Source organism: Thermosynechococcus sp. HY596, from assembly GCF_030518715.1.
Classification (GTDB): domain Bacteria; phylum Cyanobacteriota; class Cyanobacteriia; order Thermosynechococcales; family Thermosynechococcaceae; genus Thermosynechococcus.
Genome location: NZ_CP130346.1, coordinates 1,259,967 through 1,286,422 on the forward strand (window position 1 = coordinate 1,259,967; position 26,456 = coordinate 1,286,422).

Consider the following 26,456-nt stretch of genomic DNA (forward strand, 5'->3'; position numbering starts at 1 on the left):
TTGCTGACCCCTAGATAACGGTCTTGATGCAACAATTATTTGCTTTCCGTTTGACAAGGCGTGATCCTCGCTTGTAGTAACTGGTGCGCTTGCTCCTCAGAGAGGGGTTCACCAAAGAGAAACCCCTGACCCCGCTGACAGCCCAACGCCTGCAAGCACTGCTTTTGGGAGAGATGTTCAATGCCTTCGGCAACCACTTCTAGTTGCAGGGTTCGGGCGAGGCTAATAATGGCACGAACAATTTCTAAATTTTGGAAATTGGTTTCGATGTCCCGGACAAAGGACTGGTCAATCTTTAGGGCATACAAGGGCAGTTGGCTCAGGCGGCTGAGGGAGGAATAGCCAGTGCCAAAGTCATCAATGCCACAGCGAATATCAAGGGCTTGGAGCGCCTCCAATTGCTCTTGGGCAAACCTTGAATCGGGCATGATCACTTCCTCAGTAATCTCCAGAATCACTTGCTGGCCGCGAATCCCATAGAGCGGCAACAGATGCTTGAGCAAAGGAACCATTTGGCCAGAATTAAAGAAAGCACTGGAAATATTGACACTGAGGGTGAAGTCGGCAGCCCGAGAACCCAGTGTCTGTTGCCATTGGTAGAGGTTGAAAATTGCCTTTTGCAGAACCCATTGATCCAGTTTTGTGGCTAGACCCAACCCCAGAGCCAAGGGCAAAAATTCTGCCGGACTGATCCAACCGTTTTCGGGATGCTGCCAGCGAACTAATACTTCAAAACCAACAAGGCTGTCCTGACTGAGGCTGACAATGGGCTGGTAGAAGAGCGCTAGTTGCTCCTGCTCTAGGGCACGGCGAAATTCCTGTTCCCGTTGTAAGCGGGTGTAAACCGCTTGGTGGTGCTCCGATTCAAAGAGTTGCATACCGTTGCACCCTTGGGCCTTGGCAGCATACATGGCAATATCAGCATCCCGCAGCAGTTCACCGGCAGTGCGGTAACGAGAATTAACAATGGCGATGCCAATGCTGACGCTGACACTTACTTCAGTGCCCTTGAGCACATAGGGTTCACTAATGCAATGGCGCAGGCGATCGCCATACTCATAAATCTGCTGGAGACCCTCAATGTGTTCGAGGATGGCAATAAACTCGTCTCCCCCCAATCGGCCAACGATCTCCTGCTGGCGCATACTCGACCGAAGGCGATGGGCAATTTCTAGAAGTAACTCGTCGCCGGCATCATGACCCAAGCTATCATTGATGACCTTAAACCGATCCAAATCCAAAAACAAAACGGCAAAGGGCGGAATGTCACCGCGGTGGTAGGCAGCCAGCAGTTGATCAATTTTTTCTGTGAGGAAGGCGCGATTGGGGAGATTCGTTAAACTATCCTGGCAAGCCAGTTGCCGCAATTTCTCCTCCGCTAGCTTGATGTTGGTAATGTCCAAGCAGGAACCAAGGTAGCCAATGCAAGTGCCGTCTTCGGCATAGCGGGGTGCCGCTTGCTTGAGTACCCAGCGATAGACACCTTGGCCATTGCGCAGGCGGTGCTCAATTTCATAGCTTTGCTGCTGCTCAACGGCAAGACGGATGGCCTGCTCTGTGCGCTCCCGATCCTCAGGATGGACAAGGTCTAACCAGTTCCAGCCAAGGATTTGGTCTAAGGAGGCGCCCAAGACGCGGCAAATGGTTTGGTTGGCAAACTCAATGGTGCCTTTGCTATCTGCCAGCCAGATCATCAAAGGTGAGGCATCGGCCATCTGGCGAAAACGGGTTTCACTTTCCACTAGGGCTAGCATCGCTTTTTTGCGTTGGGTGACATCCACCCCCACCGTGGTGATCAGGTAACTGCCATCCCCTTGAGGTTCAGCGGTGGCATTGAGGGAAATCCACACCTCATGGCCGTCGCGATGTTGAAAGCGATATTCGGTGTGGGCACAGCCTTCTTGGAGTAATTTCTCGCGAAAGGGACGATGATAGGCTTCCCAGTCCTCGGAGGGAACCCGCGATCGCCAAAGATTCGGGTCTTCTTGAAAGTCAAGGGGGCTGTAGCCGAGAATGCGCAGGTGCCCTTGGGAGAGATACTCATAGCACCAAGAGCCATCAGGAAAGAGCCGTATTTCACTGACAAAGGCATCGGCGCGATCCAACAGTTGATTGAGCTTTTCTTGGGCGGCCTGGAGTTCCCCATTGACGTTGTGCAAATCGAGGGTGCGGGCAATCACCTGCGCCTCAAGTTCCGTTTGCTGGGCTGCAAGTTGCTGGGTCAGCTGCCGTTGTCGCGTGACATCCACTGCCGTCAGTAAAATGAACTGTTGGTTGCCGTTGGGCAGTTGCAGGGGCAGGGAAACCATCTGCCAAATACGCTCTTGTTTGGCGCGAGTGCGGATGCACACATCCCCATGCTCAACCCGTGCCTGCGTTATAAGGCAGCGTTGGAATTCTGTGGCCGCCCACTGGCGTTGCGCTGCTTCAGGAAAGGCAATGGCTAACCACCCCTCCCATGTGGGGGTTTCCTCTGGGCTGCTGCCGGTTTGCTCTTGCCATGCCCGATTCATCAACCACAGTTGACCATCCGCCGCCACCAACGCCATCGGCAGCGGTGATAAAAGCAGGCTGTTGCGGAACACCTCGTCCATTTCAGTGTAGGCGCGCCAAAATGACTGCCGCTCCTGCTCTACTTGGTTCAGATGCTGAGCCTCCGTAACCAAAAGAGTGACCAAAAAAGCGATGATACTGATGATCTGCACCTCTTGGGCTAAGCGCTCCGAAAGCCATAGGCGATCGTGGTGTACCCATTGAATTACCCAACCAATGAGGAGGGGGCCAAGGATGCTCCAAGGCAACAATCGCCGCAAGAGTAGGCCACCTATCCTTTGTGAACTGAAGTAACGCATCACCCCTCGGGAGGGATGCCATTGCATAAGGCAGAGGTTCAGCAGCCCAAGAAGAACGCAGGCGAGGATTTGGCCAAGGGCAGAGGCACTAAGAGACAGCGGCAATTGGTACAGACCGGCCAATACCTCAAGGAACAGCAGACAGGCACTTGTGATTGCCCCTCCTTGACCGAAAATCACTTGCCAACTTCGCTCCCCCCTGACCCCCCACAGGGCCACCCCTAGCCCTATAAAGGCCACAGGCCGTAGCAAACTGGTGTAGGCCGGCAAAGACAGCGCTTGCCACGGAGCAGTGATTTCCTGAGCATTGAAAACTGCTACGGCAATTGCCACCCCCATGAGAACAAGCACTAGGCCACAGAGCTGGGGGAGGCATGCTAATTCTCGATCTCTGCCCCTAGATCCCATGAGGGTGATGGCCAATGCGGTTAACCCAAGGGCGATGGCAGCAAAAACATCAATACCGACCAAGAGAGGCGAGTGGGAAGTGATGGCAGCGAGAACCCATTCTATAAAAACAGCTGTTGCTACCCCTAGACTCAACAGAGCAACCACTCGTAAGAATTGGGGATTGGTCATAGGCAGGGGTAAAACTGGCTAGGGACATCGTACCCCGCAGGGCAGTAGCTTTTTTAGTCTAGCTCCTCAATCTTGGGGTTGAGGCCAAGGGGTATGTAAACTAGTGTTGTAGGACAACTCTTTAGGCGTCCTGCAGGAGGGGGTATGCAAACAACTCACCACTACACTCAGGAGTATATCAATCACCTCACCCCCCAGGAGGTGGCTGCCTTGGCACGACGGCTTGAGGAGGATGATTACGATACACCCTTTGCTGCCCTTGAAGACTGGCATCTGCTGCGGGCCATTGCCTTTCAGCGGCCAGAGCTGGTAGAGCCTTATTTGTATCTTCTGGATTTAGAAGCCTTTGACGAGTCCTAGGGCAGTTCCCCATTTATTAGTGGGGGTGGGGGGTGGCATTGCTGCCTATAAAATCTGTGATGTGATCTCCACGCAAGTAAAGGCGGGGTGGCAAGTGTCTGCCATCCTTTCAGAGACCGCCTCGCAGTTCGTTACGCCGTTGACCCTTTCGACCCTGTGCCGGCAATCGGTACTCACAGATGCGGATTTTTGGCATCCCCAAGCGCCGCGACCGCTACACATTGAACTGGCAGAAAAGGCAACGCTGATGTTGATTGCTCCCCTCACGGCCAATACGTTGGCAAAGCTGGTGCTGGGTTTGGCGGATAACCTGCTCACGAGTACGGTCTTGGCCTCCCAAATACCCATCTTGGTGGCACCGGCCATGAACACGACCATGTGGGAGCAACCGACGGTACAGAGCCATTGGCAACAACTGCAACAACAGCCCCGTTATCATTGCTTACCCCCGGCCTATGGCCGCTTGGCCTGTGACAGCGTCGGTGTGGGGCGGATGGCGGAGACGCAGGAAATCATTGCCTATTTGGACTCCTTGGCCTATACCCACGGCCAGCGAGACTTAGCTGGCAAGCATCTGCTGATTACGGCGGGGGGCACCCGCGAGTATTGGGATACAGTGCGCTTCATTGGTAATCCGGCAACGGGGAAAATGGGGATCGCTCTGGCAAGGGCAGCCCTGCATCGCGGTGCAAAGGTGACGTTGATTCATGGGGCGATCGCCGAGCCGATCCCAGCCCAGGTACGCGCTATTGAAGCAATCAGTAGCGAAGCAATGTGCAAAGCTGTCCTTGAGGTGTGGCCAGAGGCAGATTGGCTGGTGATGGCTGCCGCCGTTGGCGATGTCCGCCCGGCCCAACAGTGGTCGGGAAAGCTGCCGAAATCGGAGTTGCCTACCGCCTTACCCCTGAGTCCGGTGCCCGATATTTTGCAAGCGGTGGCTCAGATGCGCCAACCCCACCAACGTCTGATTGGTTTTGCTGCCCAAACGGGGGATATTGTAACGCCCGCCCGCGAAAAGCTAGAACGCAAGGGCTTGGATTTGATAGTTGCCAATGCGGTGGATCAAGCCGATGGTGGCTTTGGCAGCAACGAAAACGCAGCGGTGGTGCTGGATCGTCAAGGGCGATCGCGCAACCTTGCCAAGGTACCAAAGTTAATTCTGGCCCACCAAATTTTTGACGTTGCCCAAGAATGGCTCTGATGAGCGATGTCCTGACGGTGGTGCCTCTACCAGCACCAATGCGGCAAGCGATCGCTGCCGCTGAAACCCTCGACTCCCTAGCCACGGTTGTCCAAGAACTGGTGGAAAATGCCCTCGATGCCGGGGCGAGTCGCATTCACCTCCACTGGCGCCCTTCAGCATGGCATCTTGAGGTCACAGACAATGGCGAAGGGATTCGCTGGGCAGATCTCACCCAAGTGGCTCTCCCCTACACCAGCAGCAAGTTGCCCCCCAGCGGGGAATTGGCGGACATCACAACCTTGGGATTTCGCGGTCAAGCCCTCCACAGTTTGGCGCAAATGGCACAGTTAACGATTTGCACTCGCCACCGTGAGGCGGAGACCGGTTGGCAAGTGAGTTATGATGCCCAGGGTCAAGTGCGCAGCCAGCGTCCTCTAGGAATGGCCGTGGGAACTCGCGTGATTGTCGAGCAACTTTTTCAGGACTGGCCGCAACGACAGCAGGGGGTCAATCCCAAACAGGTTCAGCGGCGCCTTCAGGAAATTGCCCTGTGTTTCCCGCAGGTGGCTTGGCATCTCCTTAAGGATGGAAAGCGCTGGCACCACTGGCCGGCGGTGGCGTCTTTGGGCGATCGCCTGCTCCAGCTGCTCCCCAAAATCCACCCTCAGGATCTGCGCCAAATGAGCGATGCCCAAATTGAACTGGTCTTGGCTCTACCAGATTGTCACCATCGCCCCCATCCCGATTGGTTAGGGGTGGCTGTTAATGGTCGTTGGGTGGAACTGCACAGTGATCCCTCGTGGCAGCAGGTGATTCTTGAGGCCTTTGGTCGCGGTCTACCGCGGCAGCGCTTTCCCCTGTGTATTGCCCATCTCCATTTACCCCCGGCGGCGATTGATTGGTCTGCAGCACCCCAAAAGCGCACAATCTATCTGCGGGAGCCAGAGCAATGGCAAGCTCTGTTAGTCGAGCGCATTGGCCAACTGCTGGCCTCCCCAACCGTCCCCACAACGAGCTATCACCTGCTTAAAGCTGCTGAACCCCCTGGCCGCTATCGAACCTTGTTATCCCCCAGTCCATCGCCCCAGTCAGCCCTCAAGGTGGTTGGCCAGTTGCACAATACGTACATTATTGTTGAGCACGCCGAAGGCATCTGGTTGATTGAGCAGCACATTGCCCATGAACGGGTGCTGTACGAGCAAATTGAAACAGATTGGCAGGTGGTGGAGCTAGAGCAGCCGGTGTTGGTGGACTCCCTCACGGAGACGCAAGTGCAACGCCTGCAGGAATGGGGGTTGGCGATCGCTCCCTTTGGGGTACAGGTTTGGGCAGTGCGCAGTGTGCCTGCTCTATTGCGCGATCGCCCCGATGTAGTAGCTGCCCTGATTGAACTCAGCCAAGGGGCGGATCTAACTGCTGCTAAGGTGGCCGTTGCCTGTCGCAGCGCCATTCGTAACGGCACGCCCCTCACCCTTGCAGAAATGCAAACCCTTGTGGATCAGTGGTACCGCTGCCGTCAACCCCACACCTGCCCCCATGGTCGCCCCATCTGTCTGCAACTGCAAGAATCTAGCCTTGCCCGTTTTTTCCGTCGTCACTGGGTGGTGGGCAAAAGTCATGGCCTTTAGATTGGCAATCTTGCAGAGGGGTGAAAGTGTGAAGATCTGCCCCTTGGCGCAGACAATGCCGCAGATGCATCAGCAGCCGTCCTAGGTAGTTCGAGCCTTGGCGATCGCCCCCACAACCCCAATAGCTATCTACTGGGGAATCTTCCACCAATTCTTCATCCCCAGTTGCTAAGAGCAGTTCCCGCAGGTCGGGATGGGTGGTAAATTTGGCCACAAGGGCACGCCACATCACTGGCTGTTTCAGTTGATCCCACTGAGGATGCACGGGGTAACGACCACTGCGACCGAGTTGGGCAGCCGCTTCGGGAGTTGGGGCGATGCGAATGGCATGACCAAAGGCCTCATGGGCAGTGCCAAAGAATTTATGGGCTTGGTAGTAGTGCTCCGCTGTTGGCCAGTAGTAGCCCTCAAGGGTAAAACCGTGGGGAGAGAAATTGGAAAAACTGCCGTAGGCATCCTTGACGCGATAAAAGTAGATGGTCATTGCCAACCGCGTTCCCGCACCCCTTGATCACCTAAGCATTGATGAGGACTGAGATCATCATGCCCCAAATACAGCCCTTTTCGCAGAGACAGAAGCGGGTTAGGGGAGCCAATTCTTGCTAAGATCAGCCTCATGGGTATCTTAAGACCTAATTTTGTTTTGGGGTTTGATATGAAACGTTTTTGGGCGATGGTTTGGGCACTTTTCCTAAGTGTGTCACTACTCCTGACCAGTTGTGCTAATGTGCCCACGGGGCTAACGGGAAATTTCCGTGAAGATACCCTTGCGCTGATCAGTAGCCTGCGCGAAGCGATCGCCCTACCGGATAATGACCCCAACAAGAAGGCCGCTCAAGCAGAGGCTCGCAAAAAACTGAATGACTTCTTTGCCCTCTATCGTCGCGATGACTCCCTGCGATCGCTCTCTTCCTTTATGACGATGCAAACTGCCCTCAACTCCCTTGCGGGTCACTACAGTTCCTATCCCAATCGTCCCCTCCCGGAGAAGCTGAAAGCCCGCCTCGAACAAGAGTTTAAGCAAGTTGAACTCGCCCTTGATCGCGAAGCCAAGTCCTAGTCCCAATGGGGGATAAGCCCTATACCAAGATTCCGATTGCAGAGTGTGGGGAACCCCTAGCGCCTATTCCACCTACCTTTCTGCGGCTGCAACCCCATCCCTATCAAAGCCTCGGTGCCCCCTATGGCAAAGCCTCTCCCTTTTGGTTGCGGGTGGGGGTCATTGCTGCCCTTGAGCGCGCCCAAGCGTTCCTAGAACCTTACGGCTGGCAACTGGCGATTTTTGATGCCTATCGCCCAATTGCGGTACAGCAGTTCATGGTGGCGCATACCTTTGCTACCCTCTGTCAAGAACGGGGGTATGATGCGCAGCAACTTGAGCCAGCGATCGCCCGCGAGATTTGGCAACAGGTTGATCAATTTTGGGCGGTGCCCAGTTTAGACCCTCAGCAACCACCCCCCCACAGTACCGGCGCTGCCGTTGACCTTACCCTCGCTGACCCCGCAGGCCATCCCTTGGAGATGGGGGGTGTCATTGATGAAATTTCTGAACGTTCTTTTCCCGATTTTTACGATCGCCATCCTGAAGAGACCCATGCCGCTTGCTTTGCCCAACGCCGCCAAATTCTCTATCAGGCAATGCGCCATGCAGGCTTTCAGCGCCATCCCAATGAGTGGTGGCACTTTTCCCTTGGGGATCAGTTGTGGGCTTGGCAAACGCAGCAACAGACTGGCCAGCGGGACATCCTCGCTCGCTATGGCCGCGTGGATCTTTGAGTCTGGGCAATGCCTTAGAGCTTGTTGAGATTCAACCCCGCTTCTTTGGCAAATGCACTCAGGCCTTTGCGCTCAAGGGTTTTAATGGCTTTGGTAGAGAGGCGCAGCCGCACCCAACGGTTGCCTTCTGGCCACCACACCCGTTTCCATTGCAAATTCACTTCTTGCAGTTTTTTCGTCCGCCGGTGGGAGTGGGAAATAGCGTAGGCGTTATTGGCTTTTTTTCCAGTCAGTTGACAAACGCGGCTCATTGGTTTTCTCCCCTGCAAGGCAATGTGATGCAAAATAACCAAGACTTCTAGCGTAACATATTCCGCCGAGAAGCACACGGCCTATTTGAAGGTTTCCTTGAGGACGGTGCGGGCCGCCAAGTGATTGCGGGTGGTGGTTAAAATTTCTGCTTCCCGCAGTAGGCGATCGTAGGTGGATTGTAGCTCTAGAAGACGTTGCTGCTCCTGAGCGACACCGCGAAAATTACTGGCAATCCAATAGGACAATTCAAGGGCAGCCGTGGGCACATCGGGGGGCAGCTCCATGGGTTGTTCTGTCAGTTTTGCTGAGAGGCGCACCACATCCTCAAGAAGTTGCCGCACTTCCTTGGCCAAGGGGCGCAGATCAATGCTGGTGGGTTCATCCTCAATCCACTCCACTAGTCCAACGCGGTAGGGTTTTTCGCGCACGTAGTCCAAGATGCGAAACCGCTGCTGACCCAAGGAATCAATGAGCATGCGATCATCGGGAAGCCGTTCGTAGCGACGCACTTCCGCACAACAGCCCACCGTGGCTGGCCGTCCCGTCTGTGGATCCCACATCACGATGCCAAAGCGGCGATCGCTCTCAAGAATCGTATTCATCATGATGCGGTAGCGAAATTCAAAAATGTGGAGTGGCAGGGGTCGCCCCGGAAAGAGCACAACATCCGGCAAGGGAAAAATGGGGAGTTCGCGAACGGCAATGGACGAAAAAGCCATAATGACAGCGCACAGAAGCCAATGCTTCTATCGTACCGTACTTTGCAGGCTTCCTAGGATGCGGAACCGGGGACTTGAACCCCGAAGTCCTTGCGGACACTAGAACCTGAATCTAGCGCGTCTACCAATTCCGCCAGTTCCGCTCGTGTAGATTTTGGTCAGCGATCCTTTATTATCTTGGGTTTGGTGGAGTTCTGTCAACTCATTATTTCATCTTGCCTCGGAAGGTGAGCACAAAGGGCTGACCATCCAATTGACCATTGCCCGCCAAGTTGAGAATGGACTGCTGACCGCCATAACGAATATTGAGGGTGCCATTGGCATCGGCCATACCAGAACTGGTCAAGCGAATCCGCAGATTGTAGGCATCCTGCTGCATGACGTTACCAGAGAAGCCAATATAGTTGCCATCCGCCAGTTGCATATTAATATCCGCCACCTTTTGCGGATCAATGGCAATGCTCATAAACGTTACTTTTTGGTTCGGGCGGCCACTGATGCGAAATAGACCCTCGCCCATATCAGCATAGAAGGTGGTGCCTGCGGGTTGGGCTGGCTGAGCGACCATTGCGGGCACTTGGGGGGCGATCGCGTAGGTGTGCGCCCCAACGCTGAGGGCAAGAAGGGTTGCTGCAATAATGCTGTTGCTCACGGGAAGTTCCTAAGTTCCTATAAGTTCATGCTTATCCTGACGCTCAAAAAGTGTGAATGGCACCCAAACAGCCGCATCCTGCAATAAGACTTCATATTGTTCAGCTCGGATCGGTTCGCTCGATTTATAGCCGTTCAAGGGGTGTCAGCCGGGGATCCACCACCTTTTGCCCGCGACGTGGGAAACGAATCGCCAAGGAGAGCTTCGAGCCAGTGTTAAAGACATGGGTAATTTCCCCTTCGCCATAGACAGGATGGAGAATGCGATCGCCCACCCGCCAAGGAGAGGCAGCAGCCTTGCTCAACCGTGCGGGGGATAGCTTCGTGACAGCAGCCATTTTGGGTCGTCGTTGAACATTCCCTGTCAGCAGTTCTGGGGGTAGCTCTGTCAAAAATTGCGAAGGAATCGTATCTTCACTGCCACCGTAGCGGCGACGGCTTTGGGCAAAGGTGAGAAAGAGTTGTTCTTGGGCACGGGTGATGCCGACATAGCAAAGGCGGCGTTCTTCTTCAAGGGCCATGGGGTCGTTGAGACTGCGGAAGTTGGGAAAGAGTCCCTGCTCCATGCCCACCAAAAAGACAACGGGAAATTCTAGCCCCTTAGCGGCATGCAAGGTCATCAGGGAAACGACGCCCTCTCCCTCCTGCAAGGTATCCAAATCCGAGGCAAGGGCAGAACTGTTGAGAAAATCGCTGAGGCTTGCCCCCTCGTTTTCTTCGCTAAATTGCTGGGCAGCGTTAACCAATTCCATTAGGTTTTGCAGTCGCTCTAGGCTTTCGTCAGTGCCTTCGTTTTCGAGTTCGCGGCGGTAGCCTGTCTCTTCAATCACGGTTTTCACTAGTTCAGGCAATTCAATGTCGTCCACTAGCGATCGCAGGCGGGTCATGAGGGTCACAAACTGCTGCACGGCACGACTGGCTCGCCCGGCCAAGGGCGTCATGGATTCGGTATCGGTAATTAAATCCCACAGGGAAATGCCAAGGGTTTGCGCGGCGTCACTGAGGCGATCCAAACTGGTTTTGCCAATGCCGCGTCGTGGCACGTTGATAATTCGCCGCAGACTCACGGTGTCTTGGGGGTTTTGCAGCAGCCGCAAATAAGCGAGAACATCCTTGACTTCCTTGCGCTCATAGAATTTGAGACCACCAACCACGGTGTAGGGAATGTTGGCACGCACTAAGGCCTCCTCAAAGGGGCGCGATTGGGCGTTGGTGCGGTAGAGAATGGCAAACCGTCCCCATTGGGGTTCGAGGGATTGACTGCCCAAGGCTTTGATGGTTCGGGCAACAAAATCGGCTTCATCGGTTTCAGTGTCACAACACTCGCAGTGAATGGGAGCACCTTCTCCTTTGGTGGGACGCAGCACTTTATCAATGCGTTCGTTGTTGTGCTCAATGAGATGATTGGCGGCCTGCAAAATGTTGGCTGTGGAGCGATAGTTTTCTTCCAACTTAATCATTGTGCGGCTGTGGTTATCGGGCAGGCGATCGCCAAAATCCTGTTGGAAATTCATCAGGATAGTGAAATCAGCGCAGCGAAAGGAATAAATGGACTGATCCACATCGCCGACGACAAAAATCGAGCGATCGCCCCAATTCTGAAACTGTTGCGGTGGCGTACCATTGGTGGCCAGTAGCCGAATGAGATTGTATTGGGTGCGGTTGGTGTCTTGGTACTCATCCACCAGAATATGTTGGAATTGCTGATGCCAATACTCAAGGCGCTCAGGGTGCTGTTGTAGCAGCTGCACCGTTCGCAAAATCAAATCATCAAAGTCAAGGGCGTTATTCTGGGCAAGGGTTGCCTCATAGCGACGATAAACTTCTGCGGCCACCCGGCCAGCGGGCGATCGCTGTTCCTGCTCCAATTGATCGGGGCTTAGCCCTCGGTTTTTGGCATGGCTAATTTTGTAGCGGATACCGCGCGGATCATGCTGGCGCTCATCGAGATTGAGTTCCGCAGTGGCAATTTCCTTAATCAGGCTTTGCACATCTGACTCATCAAAAATGGTGAAATGCCGCGTCCAGCGATACCCTTGGGGATGTTGATAGGCCTCTATTTCCAAGCGCAGGAGTCGGGCACACAGGCTGTGGAACGTGCCAATCCAAAGGGACTTCGTGTAGGTTTGATAGACTCGCGATCGCACCCGCTGTTGTTCGAGGGGAGAGAGATCCAGCCAGTCTCGCCTGTAGAGTTGCTGAGCCACCTCTTGACCAAAGAGAGCTTCAAGCCGCTCCTTCATTTCGCGGGCGGCCTTATTGGTAAACGTCACCGCCAAGATATTTTCTGGTGCCACCTGATGCTGGCGAATCAAATGGGCAATGCGATAGGTGAGCGTGCGAGTTTTCCCGGAACCGGCGCCTGCCACCACCAACATCGGGCCACAATAGTGCTCCACCGCCCGCCGTTGTGATGGATTCAGTCCTGCCAGAAAATCCCTACTCATTTGCTGCTACGCCCATTCGCCTAAAGTTTTATGATACCTGTTATGACCAGCCAACGGGTTAGCCCCCCATCCGCCAGTACTGCGGGCATCACGGCATCAGACGGCGATGGGTTGACCCTCCTGCCAGCCTTGGGTTTGAGGCGATATCATCCCACAGGGGATCTCGGGCACTGTAGAGGAGTTCGCGCTCCAACAGCGCATTGATGAGCATTGATTGCCAGCACTAAAAGGCCCCGCAAAAACAATCTCAAATGTTGGCGAAACCACCTTGCGCAGGGAAGTTTGAACTGGCGTAATATCATAAGGAGCGCAGCTTGGGTTCCGCATTCAACAGCTCAAGGAGGCGATCGCAATCCGCTTGCAAATTGGGGCAGGTGTTGAGGAGGTCGCTCATAGCAAAGAAGCACAAACTATTGTCAGCAACAGCCTAACATAGCTCTCCTAGCCTCCCCTAGGTGGTGGATGTTAATTTTTTTTGCGATTTTGCTCCCCTCTAAACCCGAGAACCCCTCAGGTTACAATGAGAATCCATCTTACCCATCACACTCTATGGACAGCGTCCACTGGCAGCAGGTTCACCACTACACTGACATCCTGTACCACAAAACGACGGGCATTGCCAAAATTACGATTAACCGTCCCCACAAGCGCAATGCCTTTCGTCCCCAAACCATTGTCGAAATGAGTCAGGCCTTTGAGGATGCCCGCAACGATCCCACGATTGGCGTTGTCTTGCTCACCGGGGCAGGCCCCCACACCGATGGTAAGTATGCCTTTTGTGCGGGTGGTGACCAAAGTATTCGGGGTGAGGCAGGCTATCTGGATGATCAGGGGGTAGCACGGCTGAATGTGCTGGATCTGCAACGGCAAATTCGCTCCCTGCCAAAGGTGGTGATTGCCCTTGTGGCCGGCTATGCCATTGGCGGTGGCCATGTGCTGCACTTGGTCTGTGACCTCACCATTGCTGCTGAGAATGCCATTTTTGGTCAAACGGGGCCACGGGTGGGTAGTTTTGATGCGGGGTTTGGTGCCAGTTATCTTGCCCGCATTGTCGGCCAGAAAAAAGCGCGCGAAATTTGGTTTCTCTGTCGACAATATACAGCTCAGGAAGCCTTAGCGATGGGTCTAGTCAATGCTGTTGTCCCCGTTGAGGAGCTGGAGGCGGAGGGGATCCGCTGGGCGCAAGAGATTCTCACCAAAAGTCCCTTGGCCATTCGCTGCTTGAAGGCGGCCTTTAATGCCGATTGTGATGGTCAAGCCGGCCTACAGGAATTAGCTGGCAATGCAACCTTGCTGTACTACCTCACTGAAGAGAGTACCGAGGGCAAAAACGCCTTTTTGGAAAAACGTCCCCCCAACTTTCAGCAGTTCCCTTGGCGCCCCTAAGGGATGCGCTAGAGTAGGAGCATGTGGCATTGGGAGAGTTCGCCATGTGTATCTGTGTTAACTGCGCCCTTGTGGATCGCTGCACCACATACTATGCCGTTGAAGAGCAGCACCAACAGCCCCATCTGACCCTCACACCAGACTTTGACCCGATTGAGCCGACGATCAATATCAACATCCGTACCCAAGGGGAAGAGATTCTCTTAGAGTGGGATGTGGTTGGTTGTGCCAGTTTTGTCGAAGAACAGGGACGGTGGGCAAAACTGCGTCCAGGAGAATTGATTCCCACCTAAATCTGATGGTTAGCCGGCGATCGCGGCAAATCGCGGCAATTTGATGTTCTCTTCTAGCGGCACTCATGGGACAAAGCCGGCTAAGACAACAGCTTGATCTATTTCTGCACGCACCACAGGTAGAAATTAGCCTGCTGGTTTTGATCCTCATATGGGTACTTTTAGTGGTGGTCGATCTTTTCTGGGTACAGCCCGGCCACCCTAATTTTTTTCTGATGCTGGCGGATTTGCCCCTACGGCTGTGCTTTGTTGTTGAGTTATTCCTACGCTTTGCGATCGCCCGCAAAAAGCAACGATTTTTCCGCCACTACTGGCTTGATCTAGTCGCGATTTTACCGATGCCGCCCCAGTGGCCCCTGTTTCGTCTGCTGCCCCTTTTGCGCCTACCCCGTGCCTCGATTTTGATCAATCGCAACCTACACTACATTTCTCCCCAGATTTCTGGTCTCTACGGTGCCCAAATTTCAGCACTGTTAATCATTGTGTTGATCATGCTCTTTGGGGGACTGGCTTTTTATATTATCGAAGGAACCTCAAACCCAGACATCGAGACCCTTGGGGATGCCCTGTGGTACAGCTTCTTTTCCTTAGTGTCCGCCGAACCCATTGGTGCCTATCCCAAAACCCATGCCGGGCGGATCATTACCCTAGTGGTGGTTTTGTCGGGGCTGACTTTGTTTGCAGTGTTTACAGGGGTGGTGTCTGCCTTCATGGTGCAACGGTTGCAATCAGTCATGAGCATTAAGAACTTTGACTTGGATGAGTTGCGCAACCACATTATTCTCTGTGGCTGGAATCGCAGTGCCCCCCTAGTGTTGCAGGAGTTGCAAACCGATCCCCAAACCCGCCATGCACCGATTGTCATTGTTGCTGAACTTGAACAGTTGCCCTTGAGTGAGTTGCGGAGAGTAGATCAAAATCGCCTCTACTTTTATTCGGGAGACTATACCCGCATTGACGTTTTAGAGAAGGTGCAGATTTACCACGCCTCCCGTGCCATTCTCTTGGCGGATACCAGCCAGCCCCGCAGTGATCAAGACCGCGATGCCCGAACGGTTCTCGCTGCACTGACCATGGAAAAACTCAATCCAACGATTTACACCTGTGCCCAGCTTTTGGATCGCAATAATAATGTGCAACTTCAGGCGGCAGGGGTGGAAGATGTGGTGGTGGCTGATGAAATGGCGGGTCACCTGATTGGCAATGCAGTACGCAATCAAGGGGCGATGGATGTTTTTGCGGAATTGCTAACAGTACAGGTGGGAAACCAATTTTATCGGCTGCCTTTGCCGTCAACGCTGGCAGGCAAAACCTTTTGGCATGCGCAACGACACCTCAAGGAGCAGTACGATGCCCTCTTAGTTGCTGTGGAACGTCGCATTGAGGGGCGTCGCCAGACGGAGATTAACCCACCAATGGACTATGAGCTGCAAGGGGGGGACTATGTGGTTGTGATTGCGCGGCAGTATCCACAGTGGGGATAGGGTGATGGAAATTGCCTCCCAAGTAGAGCTGCCCTTTCCCCGCGAGCACGTCTATCGCACCTATCGCGATCGCCTGCCTGAGTTAGTCAACTGGATGCCCAATGTGCGTAAAATTGAGGTGCAAGAGCGCAGGGAACAGCCTGAGATCTTAGAGATGGTTCTGGTCTGGCATGGGGGTGGCGAAATTCCGGCAGCGGCTCGGGCACTGCTGAGTGAGGCAATGCTCTCGTGGACGGACTACACCCATTGGGACGATCGCCACTATCTCACCCGCTGGCGCATTGCACCCCATGCCTTTACCGAGGCCATTGACTGCCAAGGGGAAAATCAATTCATTGCTGTGGGTGACTCAACAATTATCACTAGCCGAGGTCATCTACGCATTGATCCAAAACGCATTCCGGGGGTACCCTCCTTCCTAGCTGGCATGATTGCTCGCGCTGTGGAGGAGTATCTCGGCCAACGCATCGAACCCAATTTTCAGCAGTTGGCAGCCAGTGTCGCAGCATTTTTGCAGGCAAAGGGGTGAGATTGGCACGATAAGGGGCTGTGGCAAATTGTTGGATGAGAAGCTAAAGGGGGTAGTTGACGATGAAGGTACTAAAGCAAACGATGAAGGTACTAGAGCAAACGATGAAGGTAATAGAGCAAACAGAGTATCGCTTACGCCTGCGGGAACAGCCTTTGTTTTTTTGGCTCGGTGGTGGGGTGTTGTGTCTTTGTTCTGTTTTCCTCTTGAGTACCCTTCCTTTTGCCAAAATTGAGTGTCAACGCCAAACTCTACCCTATGAGTGTGTTGCCACCACCCCGTTCTTTGTCATTCAACGGCGGGTCAAAATTCCACTCTCGGTGCTGCGACAGGCAAAGTTGGAGGACTACATTGACAGCGAAGGCGATCGCATGTACAGCATTGTCCTTGAGGCTGGGGCTGACTCAATACCCTTGGGCATGCATTCCTCAGATGGGGATAGTCGCGCCGCAATTGTGCAGCAAATTAACCAGTTCCTCAGCAATCCCAACCAAATGCAACTGTCTACTAATGTGGACAATCCTTGGCTAATTCAGATGGTTGTGGGGGTGATCTTTTTGGTGGGGGTGATGGGGGTGAGTCTGATTGTGTTCGCTCCTGCCTTAACCCTCGATCTGAATCGTAGCAGTGGCACATTTACAATTTACCACGGGTATTTTTTCCCCCGAACGAAACAGGAATTGCGCTTGCAGGACATCAAAGAAGTGGCTATTGAGGAGTTGGTGGATTCTAATGGCGATCGCTTCTATCGCGTCGTGATGCACCTCACTTCTGGCGAGACAGTTCCCCTGCGGCAGTACTACAGTAGCGGCTATGACAGCAAGAAAAAACTCGCTAATCTCCTGCGGCAGTTTCTCTATCTGCCACCTCTATAAGTCGTCCTGCGAGTGTGGCGCTGGCCTGTTGATTACACTGAAGATGATGGCATAATGCATTCACGGTCGGTGGGGTTTTGCCCTCAATTATCACTATGCAACCAACGGATCCAACAAAGTTTACTGATAAAGCATGGGAAGCCATTGTTAACTCCCAAGATGTGGCGCGGGAGTATCGCAGCCAATATCTGGAAACAGAGCACTTGATGATTGCCCTCCTGCGGGAGGAGGGACTGGGGCAACTGATCTTTGAACGGGCCGATATTGACACTGAATGGGTGCTCAAGCGGCTGATGGAGTTTGCTAAGCAGCAGCCCCGCGTGCCAACGGGAAGCGAACTCTACTGTGGCCGCAGCTTGGATGCCCTGCTTGATGAAGCCAATCGTCTGCGCCAAGAGCAAGAGGATCAGTTTATTTCGATTGAGCATCTTGTCCTCGCATTTGTGGGCGATCGCCGTATTGGTCAACGTCTGTTCCGCGCTTTGAATTGCGATCGCGAGCAGTTGGCGGCCACCGTCAAAGCCATTCGCGGCGCCCAAAAAGTCTTAGACCAAAACCCCGAAAATAAATACGCTGCCCTTGAAAAGTACGGTCGCGATCTCACCGAAGCAGCCCGCCAAGGCAAACTGGATCCCGTCATTGGCCGCGATGAAGAAATTCGCCGCGTCATTCAAGTGCTCTCCCGCCGCACCAAAAATAATCCCGTGCTCATTGGTGAACCGGGTGTAGGTAAAACCGCCATTGCCGAAGGCCTTGCCCAGCGGATTATCAATGGCGATGTGCCAGAATCCTTGAAAAATCGGCGGTTGATCTCCCTTGATCTGGGGAGTTTAGTAGCGGGTGCCAAGTTTCGCGGTGACTTTGAAGATCGCCTCAAGGCGGTTCTCCATGAAGTGACCCATTCCGACGGTCAAATTGTTCTCTTTATTGATGAATTGCACACCGTGGTTGGTGCCGGTGCCAATCAAAACTCCTCAATGGATGCCAGCAACCTCCTGAAGCCGATGTTGGCGCGGGGCGAACTGCGCTGTATTGGTGCCACCACCCTAGACGAGTACCGCAAGCATATTGAGAAGGATGCTGCCCTTGAGCGTCGCTTCCAGCAGGTGTATATTGGCCAACCCAGCGTTGAGGATACGATCTCAATTTTGCGCGGCCTCAAGGATCGCTACGAAATTCACCACAACGTCAAAATTACTGACTCGGCATTGGTGGCAGCGGCGATGCTTTCGGATCGCTATATTAGCGATCGCTTTTTACCCGACAAGGCCATTGATTTGGTAGATGAAGCGGCGGCCAAACTGAAAATGGAAATCACCACCAAGCCTGCTGAACTGGAAGCCCTTGAGCGGCGACTGCGGCAACTGGAGATGGAAAAACTCTCCCTCAAACAGGAAGAAAGTCTGCCCCTGAGCCAAGCGCCACTCCAAGCCACCCGCGATCGCCTGCAGCGCATCGAAGAGGAAATTGCCCAACTGCAACCGCGACAACAGGCCATGCAAGCCCGCTGGCAAGCCGAAAAAGACCTCCTAGAGCGGATCAACAGCCTCAAAGAAGAGGAAGATCAGGTAAAGCTGCAAATCGAGCAAGCGGAGCGGGACTACAACCTCAACAAAGCTGCTCAACTTAAATATGGTCGCCTCGAGACGCTGCAACGGGAATTGGAAAGCACCGAAGCGCAACTCTTGGAACTTCAGGCCGAAGGCGGCACCTTTTTGCGCGATCAAGTTACGGAAGCTGATATTGCCGAAATCGTCTCCAAGTGGACGGGAATTCCACTGCAAAAACTCATGGCCTCAGAACGGCAAAAACTCCTGCAACTGGAACAAGTCCTCCATCAGCGGGTGATTGGTCAAACTGATGCCGTGGCCGCCGTGGCCGCAGCGATTCGCCGAGCGCGAGCCGGCATGAAAGACCCTGCCCGTCCCATTGGTTCCTTTCTCTTTATGGGTCCCACGGGGGTGGGCAAAACAGAACTGGCCCGTGCTCTTGCCGAAGCCCTCTTTGATGATGAAAATGCCCTTGTGCGCATTGATATGTCGGAGTACATGGAAAAACACGCCGTCTCCCGCATGATTGGCGCACCACCGGGGTATGTCGGCTTTGACAGTGGCGGGCAACTGACGGAGGCCATTCGCCGTCGTCCCTATGCCGTGGTTCTGTTTGACGAGGTGGAAAAAGCCCATCCGGAAGTCTTTAATGTGCTCTTGCAGGTGCTCGATGATGGCCGCGTCACTGATTCCCAAGGGCGAACGGTGGACTTCCGCAATACCGTGATCATTATGACCAGCAACTTGGGCAGCGAGCATATTTTAGATTTGGCCGGGGATGACAGTCGCTATGAGGAAATGCGCCAACGGGTACTCCAAAGTGCGCAAAAGTATTTTCGCCCCGAATTTCTCAACCGCATTGATGACTTGATCCTCTTCCATGGCCTAGGGCGGACTGAACTGGCACAGATTGCTCAAATTCAACTGCGACGGGTGGAGAAACTCCTTGCGGATCAAAAAATTCGCCTGCGCCTCACCCCGGCAGCGCTAGATCATTTGGTGGCGGTGGGCTTTGATCCAGTCTATGGGGCACGTCCTCTGAAACGCGCCATTCAACGGGAATTGGAGAACCCCCTCGCCGTGAAGATCCTTGAAGAGGTCTTTGCACCCGGCGATACGATTTTGGTAGATTTGGTCAATGGTGAGTTGACCTTTAGCCCTGCCAACCTCGCAGGTGCAGGCGATCGCGACACCGTCACCGCCTCCTAAGCCTTCAGTAACCGACTCGACAGGAAAGAAGCGTGAAAGTTATTACCATTTATCACAACAAGGGTGGTGTGGGGAAAACTACTGTTGCTGTCAACTTAGCGGCTGCCTTTCGTTGTCGGGAAAAGCGGGTTTTGGTCATTGACATGGACTCTCAAGCCAATACGACCTTTGCCACTGGCTTAATGAGTTTTCTGTTTGAAGAGGAGGATACACTGCGGGATGCTCATATCTTCCATGTGCTCAGATATGCCGATGAGTATCCCATTGAAAAAGTGGTTAGGAAATCCCAGTCTTTTAATCACCCAGAAATTGATGTTGTCCCTGCCCATATTGATTTAGTGAGCATTGAAACCCGTGATCTACTGAAGGAGATTGATGCCATTCATCTACAACTGCTTATGAAGTTAGAAGCACTCAAGGATGCCTACGATATTGTCATCATAGATGCACCGCCAGCTTGGGATCTCTACGCCGAAATTGCCCTGATTGCCTCAGATTATCTAATTATTCCCTCAGATTTTAAGCCCTTTGCCAATCAAGGCCTAAAGTACGTCATGTCGTTTGTGAAAGATATTAATCGACGATTTGCAGACTTGCGGGTCAAGTTGGGTAAAAAACCCTTAGAAATTTTGGGAATTTTGCCCTCAAAAATTCATGGCCAGACCAAGAATTCAAGTAGGTTTATTGCTGTTCAAGAAGCAATTACGAATAAGTATCCTCTGAAAATTCTAGAGACAATTATCACAGAATGTGTTGATTTGTCCAGTAGTCTCAATCGAGTAATTACAGTTGGTGATAGTGAAATACCAGCACCTCAATCTATTTTTCGCTTTAAGCCCAATTCAAATTCGGCTCGTGAATTTAATCATCTAGCAGATGAAATTAATTGGATGACGCAATCCTAGTCAACCCTAAAATGCAATGGTCAATAGCAAACGTATTCAATTGACAGCGATTGAACTGAGCCCTGACCTTGTGCCCGCAGATCAGGGAAGGATCGAGGAACTGGCTAGTTCAATTCTCAAAGCAGGTATCTGTTTTCCACCGCTAGTGGTGCGGCGTTTGGGCGATCGCTTAGCCTGTCATCGCTTCAAACTCTTGTCAGGTCATCAGCAGTATTATGCTGCCCAAAAAGCCAATCTTAAAGAAATCAATGCCCTGATTCTTGAGGAAAACGACACGCCAGAAATAGAAGCTGCCATCCTCAATCAAATTCAGCCTAACTCCGCAATTTCTGAGGTAACAGAAGAACAAAAGCAAGAACAAACTACAGATCCTTTAGCTTTTGACTCACCAGCGAGCAACTTCAACGGAAATCTTACCAAGACACTCCTTCAGCAGCTTCTAGAGCAAAATCAAGCCATTTTTCAGTCCCTAAAAGAAATGGAGGCAGCTCTAGTAAACATCAATGCCAAACTGGATAGCTTACCACTGTCACAAGTGTCACTGTCTACACCAACAACAATGCTATCAGCCTCCTCGGCAGATCGCAACCAACCTCAGTTAAAAATACGCTTGCTTAATCAAGGTTCCGAAGCTGAAATCCAACAGTGGCTTATAAATGCAGGAGTAAGTAAAAAAAGCAGTCGAAAATATATCAAAAAGATTATTGAATCTCGTACTCAATCTCCCTTTCAGTCTCTCATTCATCTTAAAGAAATTTTGAAACTGAAGTCTCAGACCCTTGCAAAACTCGAAAAGTGCCCTGTACCAGCAAGTTTGAGTTTTCCTCTCTAGGCCGTGCCAGTTAACCATTGGCCACCGCATAATCCAACTGTTGCTCCCACAGCAAGGGCGATCGCTGGGTGCCATTTGAGGCGCGTAATCGCTACAAGGGAAAAGACCAAGAGCACGCTATTGAGAATGAGACTGACGGGCTGATCGAGGTGGAGAATGGCAGGCGCAAGGTTAATGGCTGCTGACAACACCATACCCACCACCGCAGGATTGACCCCTGCCAAAAATTGCTTCACCCGTTGGAGATGCTTCACCACTTGATAGTAGTGGGCAAGAGCAAACATCAATAATAGGGAGGGCAAAAATAAGGCCACCGTTGCCAAAAAAGCACCACCAATACCAGCAACACGGAATCCCGCAAAAGTGGCAATGACAGCGATCGGCCCTGGGGTCAATTGACTAATAGCCACACCATCAATAAATTCCTGCTGCGTTAGCCAATGCAACTGATCGATCAACAGTTGTTTCAACACCGGGATCAGGACAAAGCCACCACCAAAGAAAACAATGCCCACTTTGAGGAAGGTAAGCACTAGGGTCAGCCACTGAACGGGTTGAGAAGAGGCAGTGGCCATTTGGGCAGCTTGGTGGGGTAAGGTCTGGATCGCTAGGGGTAAGCCAACGAGGGCGGATTTTTGGGAAGTTTGGAGTTTTGTGGTTTTTGTCGGTGGGCTGAGTTGGAGAATGAGACCAATAATGCCACCACTGCCAAGGATGAGCAAGGGATTAATGTGGGTCAAACTGCCGAGACAGGCCGCAATGGCGATCGCGATCGTTACCGTCGAGCGCACAGACTTTTGCCCCATTGACCAGACTGCTGCCAAGATAATGCCAATGACCACTGGCGTTAGCCCCGCTAGGGCACCTTGCAACGAGGGAATCGTATGAAACCCAAAATAAAGCCAAGATAGTAAAATCACCGCCACCACAGACGGCAGCAGAAAGGTCAGACTACCCAACAGACCACCCCAAAAGCCATGGAGGCGATAACCAATAAAGAGCGCCGTATTGACCGGGAACGATCCTAGGATTTGACTGAGGGCAACCCCGTGCAGAAATTCATCAATGGCCAAGAGCCGCCGTCGCTTAACAAACTCATTTTCCATGAGGGCGATCATGGCAATTCCACCGCCAAAGCCAATACTGCCCAGTTTCAGAAATACAGCGGTCATTTCCCAGAGATTCAGAGGCAGGGGGGACGACGACTCTTCCTCGGACTCCAGCATGGCTTGTTCCCTCGCGATGGCTGTAGCTAATTATATTTTCTTATATTGCCATATAGTTAAACAACAAACAAGAGGGGGTAACGGCAATTGTGGATAAGGTAAAAAATGTGAAACAAACCTTGACAGGGTTTTGGCGCTTAATTTAGGATTTTGGCTAAATTATATTAGCCACAAAACTTCTTGCAAAAATTTAGACTATGCTCGACAAGTTCTCTAAATCACCGACCTACCTAAAGACCATGACCGCTATTGGCATCGTGGGTCTAATTTTTACTCTAATTGAAGAAAAAAGTAGTGAAAAAAAAGGAGATACAACGGCTGTAGAAGAGGCTAGGAAACTAAGGGAGTTTATTACCAAAGCTACAGCACGGAATTTAATTAAATTGCTTTGGAATAATAACAATCCTTAAGAGTTAAGGAACCCTGTCCATCAATCAAGGCGCCAAGTACTGTATCTCCACAGGATCATTGACCTTAAGTCCCAATTCAGCGGCGCGGCCACCCGCCAGCTCTAAAACGGCATCCACGGGAATCCCGGATTCGTAGGTGGGGCAAGGGAGTGTTTGACAAGGGGGAGCTTCGGGGGCGATCGCCACTACTTTACCGTCCCTGAGAAAAATCAAGTCAAGGGGAATAAGGCAGTTCTTCATCCAGAAGCTGGCCACTTGAGGCGGAGAGATGGGAAACAGCATCCCGCGATCGCCCGGCAATTCAGGACGAAACATCAAGCCCAACTGCTGCTGTGCCGGCGTGCGCGCCACTTCCAACTGAATCCATGTATCGTGAATGCGTGCCTTGGCCGTAATGGGTAGATATTGCGGAATGCCGCGAACCATTTGCGGGGGTGCGGCCGGATCCCCTTGGCTCAGACTTTGACAGCCCAGCAGTAACCCCAACGTGACCAATCCCAGAACCAACCCGCGCATCTTACGCTTCACGGAGAACATAGCCCACTCCTCGCACTGTGTGAATTAACCGTTTTTCGCCATCGGGTTCAATCTTCAACCGCAGATAGCGAATATAGACTTCAATGACGTTGGATTCTCCCAAAAAGTCATAGCCCCAGACATTTTCTAAAATTTGCTCACGGGTAAGGACTTCGCGGGGATGCTCCATGAGAAACTTCAGTAGTTCATACTCCTTCATCGTTAGATCGATCGTGCGCCCATTGCGCTCCGCCCGCCGCGTCAAGAGATCAAGGGTCAAATTATCAAATCGCAACACCTCACTTTGGGTGACTGGCGGCTTCAGATAAAGCTGAATCATTTGCAAAAAGGGCTTGGGACTATAGGGCAGCAGTAGGTAATCATCGGCACCCGACTCCAGCACCGCCACCCGATCCTCTAGGCGATCGCTCTCCAGCATCAGTAGAATTGGCAAACTAATCCCCTGCTGGCGCAACCGCTGGCACAACTCCATACTGTTGAGCCGCCCCAAATAGCGGTCCATGATGATCAGGGCAGGCTGCCATTCTGCGCAGGCCAAGTGACATTCCTTTTCCGTTGTTGCAATCACAGGGTCATAGCCTGCGGCTTGGAGGTCTTGCCCCATGCGCTGTGACAAGGGGTTGTCAGCGCAGACCAAAAGTAAACGTGAAGGGGGAGAATTTAGCTCCATCTCAATCATCCCTTATGAAGATCTTACTTTCAGCTTATGCCTTGTGGGAAAATGTTCAAAAATGCGCCCGTAGCTCAGCGGAATAGAGCACTCGCCTTCTAAGCGATTGGTCGTTGGTTCGAGTCCAACCGGGCGCGTCTAACCTGCTATCGTTGATGGGGAGCGTATTGGAGTGCAAGAATCCTCGCAATGAGTCCTAAATATCGCCGCGTATTGCTCAAATTGAGCGGTGAAGCCCTCATGGGCAACCTGAACTACGGCATTGATCCAAAAGTGGTGCAGGCATTTGCCAACGAAATTGCTCAGGTGGTGCAAGCGGGAGTTCAAACTGCCATTGTGGTGGGGGGTGGCAATATCTTTCGCGGTGTGAAAGGAGCGGCTGCTGGCATGGATCGGGCGACCGCAGACTACATCGGTATGATTGCCACCGTTATGAATGCCCTGACCCTGCAGGACGCCCTCGAACAAATGAATGTCCCTACGCGGGTACAAACTGCCATTGCTATGCAGGAGGTAGCCGAACCCTATATTCGTCGTCGTGCCATTCGTCATCTGGAAAAGGGACGAGTAGTGATCTTTGGGGCAGGATCAGGAAATCCCTTTTTTACCACTGACACAACAGCCGCCCTGCGAGCTGCCGAAATTGATGCGGAAGTCATTTTCAAAGCCACTAAAGTAGATGGCGTCTATGACGCCGATCCCCACAAAAATCCTAACGCGCGTCGCTACCGCAGTCTCACCTATACCCATGCCCTTACCCATAACTTGGCGGTGATGGACAGTACAGCGATCGCCCTGTGTAAAGATAATGATATCCCCATTATTGTGTTTAGTTTAGAAACGGCCGGTAATATCTACCGTGCCTTGACTGGGGAACCCATTGGTACGATGGTTGGAGGCTCCTGTGAAATTAGCTGATGTCGAAGAGCGGATGCAAAAATCGGTTGAAGCAACCCAGCATGACTTTAATAGTATCCGCACGGGTCGCGCCAACGCGGCGTTATTAGACCGGGTGATGGTGGACTACTACGGCACGGAAACCCCCCTGCGCTCCTTGGCCAATATCTCTACCCCCGATGCAACCACGATTTTGATTCAGCCCTACGATCGCTCCACATTGGCAAGCATTGAAAAAGCCATTCAACTCTCTGACTTAGGATTGACGCCCAACAACGATGGCTCCAGCGTCCGCCTCAATATTCCGCCCTTGACCACAGAGCGACGCAAAGAACTGGTGAAAACTGCCGCCAAAATTGCCGAAGGGGGCAAAGTTGCCATTCGCAACATCCGTCGTGATGCCATTGATCACATCAAAAAAGAGGGCAAAGCCGGCGAACTCACTGAAGACGAAGTGAAAGACTTGCAAGAGAAAGTGCAAAAGCTCACCGATAAATACATCGGTAAAATTGATGCCCTGCTCGCCGAGAAAGAAAAGGACATTATGACCGTATAGGCTAGGTGCCCGGCAAGTGCCGCAGTTCGGGACTCAGGTGCGATCGCTCCGCAAGGGCAAGGAGCAATGGCCCACGGGAGGTATATTCGACAATACTGACACTGGCTACTGGGGCAGCAATGCGATCGCGAAATCGTCCCACATCAATACCCAGAAGACCACAGAGCATAATCCGAATGGTGGCCTTGTGGGAAACCAGCAGAACATTGCCGTCGGGATACTCCCGCTCAATTTCTAGGAGAACGGCATTACTGCGGTAGTAGATGTCAATCCCCCGCTCACCCCCTGTGGGGGCATTCCAGCCCGGATCCGCCAGCCAGCGCACATAGTCATCGTGGAACTTGGCATTCACCTCTTCCGGGGAGAGGCCTTCCCACTGACCATAGTAAATTTCCCGCAGACCATCGCGAACCTGCATCTGGAGACCGACGCGATCGCACAAAAACTGTGCCGTGGTTCGCGTGCGCAACGTGGGACTGACAAAGACGGCTTGCCAAGGCAACTGAGCATAGTGTTCGGCAAAGGCCTCAGCCATCGCTAGACCGGCATCCGTTAAGGGTGGATCCAGTTCTCCACAGTAGGCATTGGCGCGACTAAAGCTAGTTTGCCCGTGGCGCAAGAAATAGAGTGTTAAGACCACAACCTTCACC

25 protein-coding genes, 2 tRNA genes and 1 pseudogene are annotated in these 26,456 nt (G+C 52.7%); 16 read left to right on the forward strand and 12 right to left on the reverse strand.

The genetic code is table 11. From position 1 onward, the window contains the following. Positions 1-35: 35 nt before the first annotated feature. Positions 36-3,431: an EAL domain-containing protein gene (locus QYC28_RS06385; RefSeq protein WP_302680027.1), complete on the reverse strand. Its 3,396-nt coding sequence runs from the start codon at positions 3,429-3,431 to the stop codon at positions 36-38. A gap of 144 nt (positions 3,432-3,575) precedes the next feature. On the opposite strand from QYC28_RS06385, the gene QYC28_RS06390 reads away from it, so the two are divergent. From QYC28_RS06390 to mutL, 3 genes are read left to right on the forward strand one after another with little or no spacing between them, the layout of a single operon-like run. Beyond that, positions 3,576-3,791 carry a DUF2555 domain-containing protein gene (locus QYC28_RS06390; protein ID WP_149819222.1) on the forward strand — a complete coding sequence of 72 codons (216 nt, stop codon included), beginning with the start codon at positions 3,576-3,578 and terminating at the stop codon, positions 3,789-3,791. Beyond that, positions 3,778-4,992 (forward strand): bifunctional phosphopantothenoylcysteine decarboxylase/phosphopantothenate--cysteine ligase CoaBC, encoded by a 1,215-nt coding sequence (gene coaBC / locus QYC28_RS06395; protein WP_286649976.1) that lies wholly within the window; start codon positions 3,778-3,780, stop codon positions 4,990-4,992. Before QYC28_RS06390 ends, coaBC begins: the two co-directional genes overlap by 14 nt. Further along, entirely contained in the window at positions 4,992-6,602 is a 1,611-nt protein-coding gene (gene mutL, locus QYC28_RS06400; RefSeq protein ID WP_302680028.1) for a DNA mismatch repair endonuclease MutL, read from the forward strand. The genes coaBC and mutL overlap by 1 nt, the downstream gene beginning before the upstream one ends. Here the strand turns inward: mutL and QYC28_RS06405 are convergent. Then, entirely contained in the window at positions 6,544-7,086 is a 543-nt protein-coding gene (locus tag QYC28_RS06405; protein WP_226972031.1) for an NADAR family protein, read from the reverse strand. The genes mutL and QYC28_RS06405 overlap by 59 nt on opposite strands. A 171-nt stretch (positions 7,087-7,257) precedes the next feature. Between QYC28_RS06405 and psb27 the strand changes: the two genes are divergently transcribed. Further along, entirely contained in the window at positions 7,258-7,662 is a 405-nt protein-coding gene (psb27, locus tag QYC28_RS06410; protein WP_149819226.1) for a photosystem II protein Psb27, read from the forward strand. A 5-nt stretch (positions 7,663-7,667) separates the two neighbouring features. Then, positions 7,668-8,378, forward strand: a complete 711-nt coding sequence (locus QYC28_RS06415) for a M15 family metallopeptidase (RefSeq protein WP_302680029.1) — start codon at positions 7,668-7,670, stop codon at positions 8,376-8,378. Positions 8,379-8,392: 14 nt separating this feature from the next. Here the strand turns inward: QYC28_RS06415 and rpmB are convergent, their stop codons facing one another. The 6 genes and pseudogenes from rpmB to QYC28_RS13185 form a co-directional block, all read right to left on the reverse strand. Then, a complete protein-coding gene (gene rpmB / locus QYC28_RS06420; protein WP_149819231.1) occupies positions 8,393-8,629 on the reverse strand; it encodes a 50S ribosomal protein L28 in 237 nt (78 codons plus the stop codon). Positions 8,630-8,710: 81 nt separating this feature from the next. Then, positions 8,711-9,349 (reverse strand): LON peptidase substrate-binding domain-containing protein, encoded by a 639-nt coding sequence (locus QYC28_RS06425; RefSeq protein WP_149819234.1) that lies wholly within the window; start codon positions 9,347-9,349, stop codon positions 8,711-8,713. Positions 9,350-9,408: 59 nt separating this feature from the next. After that, positions 9,409-9,492 (reverse strand) — tRNA-Leu (locus tag QYC28_RS06430). 62 nt (positions 9,493-9,554) lie between these two features. Next, the gene (locus QYC28_RS06435; RefSeq protein WP_190278272.1) at positions 9,555-10,001 is read right to left on the reverse strand and encodes a hypothetical protein; all 447 of its coding nucleotides are present in this window, start codon (positions 9,999-10,001) and stop codon (positions 9,555-9,557) included. Positions 10,002-10,125: 124 nt separating this feature from the next. Beyond that, entirely contained in the window at positions 10,126-12,447 is a 2,322-nt protein-coding gene (gene pcrA, locus QYC28_RS06440) for a DNA helicase PcrA (RefSeq protein ID WP_302680030.1), read from the reverse strand. A gap of 166 nt (positions 12,448-12,613) precedes the next feature. Then, positions 12,614-12,841, reverse strand: a pseudogene (locus tag QYC28_RS13185) (hypothetical protein); the annotation flags it as partial. Positions 12,842-12,996: 155 nt separating this feature from the next. Between QYC28_RS13185 and menB the strand changes: the two are divergent. The 8 genes from menB (at position 12,997) to QYC28_RS06480 (ending at position 21,510) form a co-directional block, all read left to right on the forward strand. Continuing rightward, a complete protein-coding gene (menB, locus tag QYC28_RS06445; protein ID WP_149819238.1) occupies positions 12,997-13,833 on the forward strand; it encodes a 1,4-dihydroxy-2-naphthoyl-CoA synthase in 837 nt (278 codons plus the stop codon). Between the two features lie 44 nt (positions 13,834-13,877). Then, complete coding sequence (locus QYC28_RS06450) at positions 13,878-14,126, forward strand: Ycf34 family protein (protein ID WP_149819240.1); 249 nt, start codon at positions 13,878-13,880, stop codon at positions 14,124-14,126. A 164-nt stretch (positions 14,127-14,290) separates the two neighbouring features. Further along, a complete protein-coding gene (locus QYC28_RS06455) occupies positions 14,291-15,610 on the forward strand; it encodes a TrkA-related ion transporter (RefSeq protein WP_255451725.1) in 1,320 nt (439 codons plus the stop codon). Between the two features lie 4 nt (positions 15,611-15,614). Further along, positions 15,615-16,139, forward strand: a complete 525-nt coding sequence (locus QYC28_RS06460; RefSeq protein WP_149819242.1) for an SRPBCC family protein — start codon at positions 15,615-15,617, stop codon at positions 16,137-16,139. A gap of 62 nt (positions 16,140-16,201) precedes the next feature. Further along, a complete protein-coding gene (locus tag QYC28_RS06465; protein WP_190278274.1) occupies positions 16,202-17,014 on the forward strand; it encodes a hypothetical protein in 813 nt (270 codons plus the stop codon). A 95-nt stretch (positions 17,015-17,109) separates the two neighbouring features. Further along, complete coding sequence (gene clpB / locus QYC28_RS06470) at positions 17,110-19,773, forward strand: ATP-dependent chaperone ClpB (protein ID WP_302680031.1); 2,664 nt, start codon at positions 17,110-17,112, stop codon at positions 19,771-19,773. A gap of 32 nt (positions 19,774-19,805) precedes the next feature. Beyond that, entirely contained in the window at positions 19,806-20,678 is an 873-nt protein-coding gene (locus QYC28_RS06475; protein ID WP_149819246.1) for a ParA family protein, read from the forward strand. A gap of 40 nt (positions 20,679-20,718) precedes the next feature. Then, a complete protein-coding gene (locus tag QYC28_RS06480) occupies positions 20,719-21,510 on the forward strand; it encodes a ParB N-terminal domain-containing protein (protein ID WP_302680032.1) in 792 nt (263 codons plus the stop codon). Here QYC28_RS06480 and chrA read toward each other — a convergent pair. From chrA to nblR, 3 genes are all read right to left on the reverse strand, one after another. Further along, a complete protein-coding gene (gene chrA, locus QYC28_RS06485; protein WP_286649982.1) occupies positions 21,507-22,736 on the reverse strand; it encodes a chromate efflux transporter in 1,230 nt (409 codons plus the stop codon). The two genes, QYC28_RS06480 and chrA, sit on opposite strands and share 4 nt — an antisense overlap. Positions 22,737-23,170: 434 nt before the next feature. Then, positions 23,171-23,683, reverse strand: a complete 513-nt coding sequence (locus QYC28_RS06490) for a DUF192 domain-containing protein (RefSeq protein ID WP_149819253.1) — start codon at positions 23,681-23,683, stop codon at positions 23,171-23,173. Then, positions 23,664-24,353 (reverse strand): response regulator transcription factor NblR, encoded by a 690-nt coding sequence (nblR, locus tag QYC28_RS06495; RefSeq protein WP_149819255.1) that lies wholly within the window; start codon positions 24,351-24,353, stop codon positions 23,664-23,666. The genes QYC28_RS06490 and nblR overlap by 20 nt, the downstream gene beginning before the upstream one ends. Positions 24,354-24,416: 63 nt before the next feature. Between nblR and QYC28_RS06500 the strand changes: the two genes are divergently transcribed. The 3 genes from QYC28_RS06500 (at position 24,417) to frr (ending at position 25,806) form a co-directional block, all read left to right on the forward strand. After that, positions 24,417-24,490 (forward strand) — tRNA-Arg (locus QYC28_RS06500). Between the two features lie 52 nt (positions 24,491-24,542). Then, positions 24,543-25,271: a UMP kinase gene (gene pyrH / locus QYC28_RS06505; RefSeq protein ID WP_149819257.1), complete on the forward strand. Its 729-nt coding sequence runs from the start codon at positions 24,543-24,545 to the stop codon at positions 25,269-25,271. Next, positions 25,258-25,806: a ribosome recycling factor gene (gene frr, locus QYC28_RS06510; protein ID WP_149819259.1), complete on the forward strand. Its 549-nt coding sequence runs from the start codon at positions 25,258-25,260 to the stop codon at positions 25,804-25,806. The genes pyrH and frr overlap by 14 nt, the downstream gene beginning before the upstream one ends. A 1-nt stretch (position 25,807) precedes the next feature. Here the strand turns inward: frr and QYC28_RS06515 are convergent, their stop codons facing one another. Beyond that, positions 25,808-26,446, reverse strand: a complete 639-nt coding sequence (locus tag QYC28_RS06515; protein ID WP_206200125.1) for a histidine phosphatase family protein — start codon at positions 26,444-26,446, stop codon at positions 25,808-25,810. Between the last annotated feature and the right edge of the window lie 10 nt (positions 26,447-26,456).